The sequence below is a fragment of the Streptomyces avidinii genome (assembly GCF_014650695.1).
Classification (GTDB): Bacteria; Actinomycetota; Actinomycetes; order Streptomycetales; family Streptomycetaceae; genus Streptomyces; species Streptomyces avidinii.
On the sequence record NZ_BMVL01000038.1, the window covers coordinates 1 to 9618 of the forward strand.

The 9618-nt window shown below is 70.8% G+C and carries 7 protein-coding genes and 1 pseudogene; 1 reads left to right on the top strand and 7 read right to left on the bottom strand.

The annotated features are described in order from the left end of the window. The first annotated feature begins 268 nt into the window (after nucleotides 1–268). Entirely contained in the window at nucleotides 269–1189 is a 921-nt protein-coding gene (locus IE257_RS37475) for a helix-turn-helix domain-containing protein (protein ID WP_189974567.1), read from the top strand. A gap of 24 nt (nucleotides 1190–1213) precedes the next feature. Here IE257_RS37475 and IE257_RS37480 read toward each other — a convergent pair whose 3' ends face one another. From IE257_RS37480 to IE257_RS37505, 7 genes and pseudogenes are all read right to left on the bottom strand, one after another. Then, nucleotides 1214–2449: an acyltransferase family protein gene (locus IE257_RS37480; protein ID WP_189974569.1), complete on the bottom strand. Its 1236-nt coding sequence runs from the start codon at nucleotides 2447–2449 to the stop codon at nucleotides 1214–1216. A 140-nt stretch (nucleotides 2450–2589) separates the two neighbouring features. After that, nucleotides 2590–3837: an FG-GAP repeat domain-containing protein gene (locus tag IE257_RS37485; RefSeq protein ID WP_189974572.1), complete on the bottom strand. Its 1248-nt coding sequence runs from the start codon at nucleotides 3835–3837 to the stop codon at nucleotides 2590–2592. After that, complete coding sequence (locus tag IE257_RS37490) at nucleotides 3834–4616, bottom strand: hypothetical protein (RefSeq protein ID WP_189974574.1); 783 nt, start codon at nucleotides 4614–4616, stop codon at nucleotides 3834–3836. The genes IE257_RS37485 and IE257_RS37490 overlap by 4 nt, the downstream gene beginning before the upstream one ends. A gap of 21 nt (nucleotides 4617–4637) precedes the next feature. Beyond that, entirely contained in the window at nucleotides 4638–5834 is a 1197-nt protein-coding gene (gene wecB, locus IE257_RS37495) for a non-hydrolyzing UDP-N-acetylglucosamine 2-epimerase (protein WP_189974576.1), read from the bottom strand. A gap of 348 nt (nucleotides 5835–6182) precedes the next feature. Then, nucleotides 6183–7886, bottom strand: a complete 1704-nt coding sequence (locus IE257_RS38810) for an FAD-binding oxidoreductase (protein WP_229920907.1) — start codon at nucleotides 7884–7886, stop codon at nucleotides 6183–6185. A 127-nt stretch (nucleotides 7887–8013) separates the two neighbouring features. Beyond that, a pseudogene (locus IE257_RS38815) lies at nucleotides 8014–9165 on the bottom strand (MFS transporter); the annotation flags it as partial. Nucleotides 9166–9172: 7 nt separating this feature from the next. Then, nucleotides 9173–9361 (bottom strand): SDR family NAD(P)-dependent oxidoreductase, encoded by a 189-nt coding sequence (locus IE257_RS37505; protein ID WP_189974578.1) that lies wholly within the window; start codon nucleotides 9359–9361, stop codon nucleotides 9173–9175. Between the last annotated feature and the right edge of the window lie 257 nt (nucleotides 9362–9618).

A 9618-nucleotide genomic window follows, 5' to 3' on the forward strand; every position in this document is an offset into this window, starting at 1 on the left:
TGCGCCACCAGCAGCACCACCAGAACCAACTTCAAACGACCATCCAGACGAACGGGGCCCCCGGTCCCCGTATCGACCCGCGCACCCTCGACCACCGACATCGCGAACACATCCTCTCGATCACGCAACGAGCTGTTGCGTCATCGACTCTGGACCGGTCGCAGAGGGTTACCCAGCCCCCTGGTTGTGCTGGCGCCGGGCAAGCTAGCACTCCCAGGGCCACCTTCACGGGCACCGTTCGGCGCCCTCCCCCGGCACACTGGAACGCATGGACACACCGACTGCCCTGGGCGAGTTCCTCCGCACTCGTCGCGCCCAGCTCCAGCCCGAGGACGTCGGGCTCCCCTCCCACGGCACCCGCCGGCGCGTGCCCGGGCTGCGGCGTGAGGAGCTCGCCCTCCTGGCCGGCGTGAGCATCACGTACTACACGCACCTGGAGCAGGGGCAGAGCACGAACGCCTCGGACAGCGTCCTCGACGCCCTGGCCCGTGCCCTGCGGCTGACCCCGGACGAGCACGCGCACCTGCTGAACCTCGCCCGGCCGCCGCGCGCCAAGCGCGCCCCGTCGCCGCGTCCCGAGTACGCCCGCGCGACCACGCGCCGGCTGATCGCCGCGATGCCACAGGTCCCGGCCGTCGTCCTGGACGGCCGCAACAACGTGCTGGCCTGGAATCCGCTGGGCCACGCCCTGCTCGCGGGTCATGTGGACCCGGCGAGCCCCGACGATCCGGCCGTACGTCCGAACCTCACGCGGATGCTGTTCCTCGACCCGCACACCCGGGAGCTGTACACGGACTGGAAGAGCGAGGCCCGGGTCGCCCTGGCCGCCCTGCGCCTGGTCGCCGGGCGCAATCCGCAGGACCGGGCACTCGCCGAGCTGATCGGGTCCCTGATGCTGCAGAGCCCGGACTTCGCCTCGCTGTGGTCCAAGCACCCGGTACGGGACTGCACCGTCGGCACCAAGAACCTGCACCACCCGGTGGTGGGTCCGCTCACCCTCGACTTCGAGAACCTGCACCTCACCGATGGCACCAACCACCGGATGCTGCTCTACAGCGCCCCCGAGTCCTCGCCCTCCGACGCGGCGCTGCGCATGCTGTCGAGCCTGACCGCCGGTCCCGCGGCAGCACCCGGGCACGACGCCCCGAAGCCCGCGTCGGCGGATGCCGACGCGGGCGGGGAACGGTAGGGGCTGCCGGAGCGGGCCGGGCGGTCAGCCGGTGCGGCCGCCCGTCGCGGCAGGGACCGGAGCCGCGTCCTGGTCTTCGCCCCGGCCCTCGTACGGTGCGGTGGCGACCGCGTCCGGGACGGACCGGGTACGGGGCCCGGCACGGCCGAATCGGCGCATGGCGGGCATCTCGACGAAGCGGAACAGCAGCCAGCCGCCCAGCAGCGAAGCCGCGAAGAAGCCGGCGATCACCAGCAGGGCCACCGGGACGCTGTAGGTGTTCTCGCCCAGCAGCGAGCGGAGGTAGAAGATCGTGACGCCCTGGACGAGGTAGAAACCGAAGGACACCTCGCCGAGCCACACCATGGGCCGGCTGCGCAGGAAGGTGGCCCGGCCGTCCACGTCGGCCTGGGCGGTGGCACCGATGAGCGCGGCGACCGGAACGATCGTGGCGACGACGAAGCCGTACTGGAACGGGGCGACGAGCGCGGCGGCGTAGCCGAGCACGGTCAGGACCAGGGCGGCACCGAAGCCGACGCGCCGCGGCCAGAGCCCGGCCAGGACGACGCGGGCGAGCAGGATCCCGAGGGCGAATTCGAAGACGCGGCCCAGCGGCAGCAGGTAGCCGAACCAGAACTGCATGTCGGAGACGGGCGTGATGGCCGACTTCGGGGTGTCGGGGACGACGTAGGTCGAGATCAGCTGGACGGCGACCATGCCGACGACCATCAGGCCGCTCCACACCCACAGCGCCGCTCCCCCGATCTTGCGGATCGGGACGATGAGCAGCGGGAAGAGCACGTAGAAGAGGAGCTCGCTGCCGAGGGACCAACTCGGCGGATTCACACTGAGGTTGACGCTCGCCTGCGGGAACCAGGTGTGGAGGAGGAGCAGGTTCGGCAGCCAGTCGGCCACGCTGGTGACGGCGGCGCCGGCGAAGAGGATCATCGCGGCGGTGAAGACGACGACGTGGTTCGGGAAGATCTTCAGGAGTCTTCGGCGGAGGAAGGCCGTGACCCGCTCGCCGGGCCGCGAGGCCCAGGCGAGGACGAAGCCGGAGAGCACGAAGAAGAACGAGACTCCGAGGTAGCCGGCCTTGCTGAAGGCCGTGGAGAACCCGTCGGCGATCGAGGCGTCGGCGAAGGGGTTGATCGGGGCGTTCGGCGGTATCGGGGAGTCGGTCAGGGACGAGTGGAAGAAGAAGACGAGGAGCGCGGCGAAGAACCGCAGGCCGGTGAGGGAGGGCAGCTTGGCCCGCTTCGCGGCTTCGGAGGGCGTCATGGAGGCCACAGGGAATCGCTCTTTCGGAAGTGGGGTTCGTCGGGGACAGCCGCCGGGACCGTGCTCCGCCGTGCGGTGCGCGGTCCCGGCGGCGCGAAGGGGCGTACGGGACTGCCCGGTCGGGGCCGAGGGAGGGGGGTCTACTGGTCGATCTCGTTGCGGTAGACCATGAGCTTGGCGTCCTTGGCCACGTAGTAGTTCTGGACGGAGTACGCGATGGTGGCGAAGTCGAGGCGGCCGTCCCCGTTGAAGTCGGCCGTGGCGATGCGGGCGACGGACTCCTCGGACACCCGCCACTTGGCCCAGACGCCGTTGGCGGCGTCGATCGCCTTGTAGTACATGACGCCCTGCCAGGGCCACGGTCCGCGCAGGGCCACGAGGAACTCCTCGTCCCCGTCGCCGTCGAAGTCGGCGCAGACGATCTGGTGGCCGGGGCCCTCGCCGTTCTCGTTCGGGTCGCCGTACACGTCGAGCAGGACGCGGTTCCAGCCCTCGCCGCCCTCGGCCTTCGTGTAGACGGCCACGGTGTTGCCGTGGAAGGGCTCGATGGCGGCGACGTACGCCATCGGGTCGTCGCCGAGCCGCCCCGCGTTGAGGTCACCGCTGCCGCGGAAGCCGGTCTGCTCGAACTGGGTGAGCTCGCCGGTGCCGATCAGCTCGCGCACCCACTCCTGGCGGGCCTCGTCGAACCAGAGCCAGGTGACGCCCTCGTCGGAGGCCAGCAGCAGGGATTCGAGAGCGGAGCCGGGGACGAGGCCCTGCTTCTTCTCGGCGCCGTGGATCATCCGGAAGTGGCTGTCGTCGATGACGGTCATCGGCCACTCCTCCGCCGTGTGCACGTCGTCGGGCTGGGTGAACAGGACGACGGGCAGTACGGCGTGCACGTCCTCCTTGGCGACGATCGGCAGGCCGATGATCTGGAGCCGGTCGGTGCGGGTGAAGTGGCCGGCGCGCAGGCGGTGCATGCCGGTGGCGCGGCCGACGTAGTGGCGCTTCCAACGGGACTCGTCCTTGTCGGGGGTGCCCGGGTTCTCCAGCCAGTCGATCTTGCCGCCCTCGGTGTTGGCGTCGTGGATCGTGCCGATCGGGCCGTACAGGTCGTAGCAGACGATGACGTCGGGGTGTCCGTTGCCGCTGACGTCGGCGAAGTCCGCGCCGACGGGCATCTTGATCCGGTCGGCTATCAGCCGGCGGGTCCAGTCGCCGTCGTTGGCGTACCAGTAGATCTCGCCGAGCCGCAGACCGTAGCCGAACAGGTCGGGCCTGCCGTCCCCGTCGATGTCGGGCGCCTCCAGCCAGTAGCCGTCGCGGAGCTGGTCGGCGACGACCTCAGCGGTGAACTTCGGGGTGCGCAGGACGGTTGCGGGGTTCTTGCCGGTGGCGGTCATGACGGGTTCTCCGGGGAGGTGAGGGCGGTCGCGGGGTGGAGGGTGCGCAGCGCGCGGGGTACGGGGTGGTACTCGATGGCGAGCCAGATGCAGTCGGTGTCGGCCCGGTACTGGTGCCAGGGGTAGTGGTAGGTGCACTGGGGGCCGGTGGCGCAGAACGGGTCCGGGGTGGTGTAGCCGGGGCTCATCAGGACGTCCTGGTAGAGCGAGGCGTGGTCCCGGTCCCGGAAGCGCTGCATCCGGCCCAGGCCGTGGACCTGGGTGTGGACCTCGATGAAGTCGTGCTGGTTGTGGACGGCGCAGTCGGTTCCGGCGGGTGAGAACCAGAGGTTGGCCCGGACGTTGAACTCGCGCAGGTCCAGGGAGGTCTCGCGCTCGCCGAGTACGTGCGCCGGGTCGAACAGGACGGTGGTGATGTCGTCCTGGGGGCTGCGGTGCAGGGTGGTCTCCCGGGGGAACCCGCCGGGGCCGAGGAGGTCGGCGAGGTGGGCCCAGCCGGGTTCCGCGGCGATGCCGGTGATGTCGGTGCCGTCGGGGGCGGTGCGCAGGAGGAGGAGCGCGTCGGCCTTCTCGATGCGGGTGTCGGCGAGGACGGTCGAGGAGAGCGGGGGGATGGTCTTGCGCGGTTCCTCCGCGATGGTCACGGGCGTCACGCCGGGGTTGACGACGATGGTGCGGCCTTCGACGGTGTAGTCCACGGCGTCGCGCACGAGCGCGGCCCTCAGGTACGGGGTGCTGAAGTTCAGCGGGCGTTCGACGGCGGACGGGGTGGCGCTCATGCGGCGGTTTCCTCTCCGGTTTCAGGTGCGGGCGAAGTCGGCCGTACGGGCGAGCTCGACGCTGAGCTCGTCGACGGCGCTGTCGGGGACGAAGGGCTCGGGTGCGGGTCCCAGGCCGAAGAAGTGGGCGAGGGCGGCGACCGTACGGTCGGTGGCCCGTCCGTCGCCGTACGGGTTGGCGGCGGTGGCCATCCGGTCGTACTCGACCCGGTCGCGCAGCAGTGCCAGGGTGCGGGTGACGATGCCCTCGGTGGCGGTTCCGACGAGGCAGGCGGTGCCGGCGACGATCGCCTCGGACCGCTCGGTGACGTCGCCGAGGACCAGCGTGGGCTTGCCGAGCGCGGGCCCTTCCTCCTGGCTGCCGCTGCTGTCCGAGACGATGACGTCGGCGCGGCCCATGAGCTTGCAGAAGCTGAGGTACGGCAGCGGGTCGACGACGGTGATGCTCGGGTGGCTGCCGATGTGCGGGAGCAGCGCCTCGCGGACGACGGGGTTGCGGTGCAGCGGGACGACGACGCGCACTCCGGGCTCGTCGGCGATGCGGGCCAGGGCCCGGCCGATCTGCGGCAGGTGCGGCCATGCCTCGCGGCGGTGCGCGGAGGCCAGGACGACCCGGCGCGGGTCGCGGTCGAGGTCGGCCAGGGCCGGGTCGCCGTAGCTCTCGGCGCGGCCGCTGGCCCAGCGCAGGGCGTCGATGACGGTGTTCCCGGTGACGGTGATCGTGTCGGCGGCGATGCCCTCGCGCAGCAGGTTCGCCAGGTTGCCGGGGGTCGGGGCCAGGTGGAGGGCGGCGACCTGGGCGACGAGCCGTCTGTTGCCCTCCTCGGGGAAGGGCGAGCCGAGCCGGCCGCTGCGCAGTCCGGCCTCGACGTGTACGACGGGGATCCGCTGGTGGAAGCCGGCCAGCGCTCCGGTGAGGGTGGTGGCGGTGTCGCCGTGGACCAGGACGGCGTCGGCGGGTGCGGAGGCGAAGTAGTCCTCCAGGCCGCGCAGGGAACGGTAGGTGACCTGGGAGAGGGTCTGCTTGGGGGCCATGACCTTCAGGTCGACGTCGGCGGTGAGGCCGAAGGCGTCGAGGGTCTCGTCGAGCATCTGGCGGTGCTGCCCGGTGGAGATCACGACGGGCGCGAAGCGCGGGTCGTCCCGGAGGGCGCGGATGACCGGCGCGAACTTGATGGCTTCCGGGCGGGTGCCGAGGACTAGGGCGACGGAACGCATGGCTTCCTCTGCTTTCTGACGTGTCATGAGGTGCGGTGGCGTGCGGTGACATGCGGGAGGAGCGGGGAGGTGCGCGAACGTGCGGGGGTCGAGCCGTGGCGGGGCGTGCGGGGGCGCGGCACGGCGGTGGGCCGCGGGCGTTTCGAAGGTGGTGGCCAGGGGATCGGATCTCACTGCGAGGGGCTTTTCGGCTGCCCTCTTCCGGCCAGGACTCAGCTTTCCCGGAGCCGGCCGGGGAGTCAACGAAGGCCCGCGGCCACTCGAACGGCCGAGCGGGAACGCCGAAAGCCCCGCACTCCGGAGACCGGGGTACGGGGCTTGTGACCAGGGGTTACGGGTGGGAAGGGGTCACCCTCGGGCGGGCTTGATCGACATGGAGTGCCGGAAGAAGTCCGACGGGTCGTACTTCCTCTTCACCTGCTGGAGGCGCGGGTAGTTGTCCTTGTAGTAGAGCGTCTGCCACGGCACACCGGAGCGGTTGCGACGGGGGTCGGTGACATCGCGGTCGGGGTAGTTGATGTAGCAGCCGTCGGTGCTGTCGTCGATCAGTGGCACGCCGCCGGTCGCCGAGAAGAAGTCCTCGTACAGGTCGCGCAGCCAGCCCAGGTAGTACGCGTCCTCGCCCTCCTCCTGCCAGAAGGTCTGGAAGCACATCTTGAAGATGGACGAGCGCTGCGCGTTGGCCGTCGCGTCCGGCGCTGCGGCGTTGACCTGCCCGCCGAAGGAGAAGAGCACGAGCATGGTGTCCGGGTTCTTGAAGTCCGGCCGGCTCATGTACCGGTAGAGCGCGGAGATCTGGTGGTCGGTGAAGTTCTTCCGCATGTACGCGGACTTGTGCGCGCCGCGTGAGGTCGGATCGGTGATGACCGGATTGTTGGTGCCGACCAGTCTGGTCGCCTGGAGCCAGGGCAGCGTCCTGGGCTCCGCCAGCTGCGGCATCGCCGGCAGCTCGCCGGTCGGGCGGGTGAGTGCCTTGGGGGTGACTCCCGTGCCGGCCGTGATGGCCGCCAGATAGTCGTCCAGCAGTTTTCTCGCGTTCGGAACGGTGGCGTCGACCTGGGTGAACATGCCCAGGCTGCCGTGTGCTTTGGAGCTCACGTTGAAGAGGCTGGAGAGGTTGCGGTACGGGGAGTCGGGCGCGCTGTTGGCGGCGTGCCAGGCACCGAAGTTCTTCAGCAGCCGGGTGAATTTGGCTTCGGTCAGCTGTTCCCAGGGGAAGTCGACGGCGCTCACCAGCACCTTCGACGGCGGGGATATCAGCTGTTCGGAGGGTTCGGAGCCCTTCGCGCCCGGCGAGCGGAACCAATAGCGGGTCACCAGACCGAAGTTGCCGCCGCCCCCGCCGGTGTGCGCCCACCACAGCTCCCGGTTGGGGTCGTTGTTCTCCCGGGTGGCCACGACCGTGCGTACGCCGCCCTTCCCGTCGGTCACCACCACCTCGACGGCGTAGAGGTGGTCGACGACCAGGCCGTGGGCCCGGGAGAGCAGTCCGTAGCCGCCGCCGGCTATGTGCCCGCCGGCTCCGACGCTGTAGCAGATGCCACCGGGGATGGTGACGCCCCAGCCCTTGTACAGGGCCTCGTACACGTTGATCAGGCGGGCGCCCGCCTCGACGACGAACGCGCGGAACTTCGGGTCGTAGCCGACATGCGTCATCTCCGAGAAGTCGATGATGACCTGGGTGCCTGAGTGCGCGGCGAAGTCGGCGAAGCAGTGGCCGCCGCTGCGCACGGAGACCCGCTTGCCCGCTCGGACCGCGTCTCTCAGTGCGCGTTCGGCGTCCGCGGTCGAGCGGACCATCTTGATGTATTCCGGGCGGGCCACGAAACGCTGGTTGTTGCCGGTGGTCAGCATGTCGTAGCGCGGATCCCCCGGCCTGACGACGGACCCGGTCCCGGCGGCGTGGGCGGCGGCCGAGCCGGCCTCGCCGGAGGCGTGGGGGGCGTGGGGGGCGGCGGCCGCCATGGGGCCGGACAGGGCGCCGGTCACCGCAGCGCCTGTGACGACGGCCGCGCTGCGGGTGAGCATGGTCCGGCGATCGACACCGTTCATGTGCGTCTACCTCGACTTCTGTTCGACGATGGAGTGGGTGCCGTATCCGGCACCCGGTGCGGTCGGGAGGGGTGCGGTGGGGGGGTTCCGCGTCCGGTAGCGGAAGCGGGTGCGGGTGCGGCTCACGGGGCCCGCGGCTCGCGCGGTCGAGCCGTCCTGAGAGTGCCGCGGTGCCCAGGCCGGCCGCGGCCAGTCCGGCACCGATCCAGGTCGGCGAGGTCCACCCCAGGCCGTGGGCGACGGCGAGACCGCCGAGCCAGGCCCCGAGGGCGTTGCCGAGGTTGAAGGCTGCGATGTTCGCCGCGGAGGCGAGGGCCGGGGCTCCGGCGGCCTGTTGCATCACACGCGCCTGCAGCGGGGGCACCGTGGCGAAACCGATCGCGCCGAAGGCGGCCAGGGTGATCGCGGCGGGTACGGCGGCCCGCGAGGTGAAGGTGAAGATCACCAGTACCAGGCAGAGGCCGCCGAGGATGAGGTACAGGCTGGGCATCAGGGCCCGGTCGGCGGCCCGGCCGCCGAGTACGTTGCCCACGCACAGCCCGACCCCGAAGAGGACGAGGAGCCACGCGACGGCGCCGTCGGAGAAGCCGGCCAGTTCCGTCATCATCGGGGCGAGGTAGGTGAAGGAGGCGAAGACCCCGCCGAAGCCGAGGACCGTCGTGGTCAGCGCCAGCCACACCTGGGGCTTGCGGAAGACGGCGAGTTCACCGCGCAGGGCCCCCCGTTCCGGCGCAGGCTGCGCCGGCACCAGGGCGATGAGGCCGAGCAGTCCGACGATCCCGATACCGGTCACGGCCCAGAAGGTCGAGCGCCACCCGAACTCCTGGCCCAGGAAGGTGCCCAGAGGTACGCCGAGCACATTGGCCAGGGTGAGGCCGGTGAACATCAGGGCGATGGCGCTGGCCCGCCGGTCGGGGGCCACGAGGTCGGCGGCCACGACGGACCCGATCCCGAAGAACGCACCGTGCGTGAGGGCCGCGATCAGACGGCCGCCCATCAGGGCGGTGTAGTCGCCGGCCAGGGCACAGAGCAGGTTGCCCGCGATGAAGACGGCCATGAGCACGACGAGCATGGTCTTGCGCGGCAGCCGTGCACCGGCCGCGGTCATGAGCGGTGCGCCGACGACCACACCGAGGGCGTAGCCGGTGACGAGCATGCCGGCGGAGGGGATGGACACGGACAGGTCGTCGGCCACTTCCGGGAGCAGACCGACGATGACGAACTCGGTCGTCCCGATGCCGAAGGCACCGATGGCGAGGGCGAGGAGGGAAGCGCGCATCGGCCGGTCAGACCTGTCGCAGGGTGTCGGCGGCGACGGTGCTGACCCGGTCGCCGAGGGCTTCGGTGCTCCACGGCTTGCGGGCGACACCGACGACGGTGGCGCCTTCTGCGGCCAGGAGGCGGACGGTTGCCTCGCCTATTCCGGACGACGCGCCGGTGACGAGGTACACGCGGTCTTCGATACGGAGGTCCATCACGTTCCTTGAGAAGAGAGATCTCGCGGTGGGAGACCTTGGGGTGGGAGACCTTGGGGAGGCGCGGCGACCCGGCACGGTCTGCGGGTCCGGTGGGGGCGGGTGCGGACCGTGCCGGGCACGCCTCCGGGGGGAGGGTGGATCAGGTGGGTCAGGGGTTTCAGCCGGCGGCGGCGAGGTCCTTCGCGGCCTTGTTCCGGAGGAAGAGGGCGGTGGTGAGGGTGCCGACCACGACGATCGCGGTGTTCACGATGACC

Coding starts and splice junctions, on each gene's coding strand:
- IE257_RS37480 (WP_189974569.1), bottom strand. CDS start 2,449: ATGACGCCCTCCGAAGCCGCGAAGCGGGCCAAGCTGCCCTCCCTCACC.
- wecB (WP_189974576.1), bottom strand. CDS start 5,834: ATGCGTTCCGTCGCCCTAGTCCTCGGCACCCGCCCGGAAGCCATCAAG.
- IE257_RS37485 (WP_189974572.1), bottom strand. CDS start 3,837: ATGACCGCCACCGGCAAGAACCCCGCAACCGTCCTGCGCACCCCGAAG.
- IE257_RS37505 (WP_189974578.1), bottom strand. CDS start 9,361: ATGGACCTCCGTATCGAAGACCGCGTGTACCTCGTCACCGGCGCGTCG.
- IE257_RS37490 (WP_189974574.1), bottom strand. CDS start 4,616: ATGAGCGCCACCCCGTCCGCCGTCGAACGCCCGCTGAACTTCAGCACC.
- IE257_RS38810 (WP_229920907.1), bottom strand. CDS start 7,886: ATGAACGGTGTCGATCGCCGGACCATGCTCACCCGCAGCGCGGCCGTC.
- IE257_RS37475 (WP_189974567.1), top strand. CDS start 269: ATGGACACACCGACTGCCCTGGGCGAGTTCCTCCGCACTCGTCGCGCC.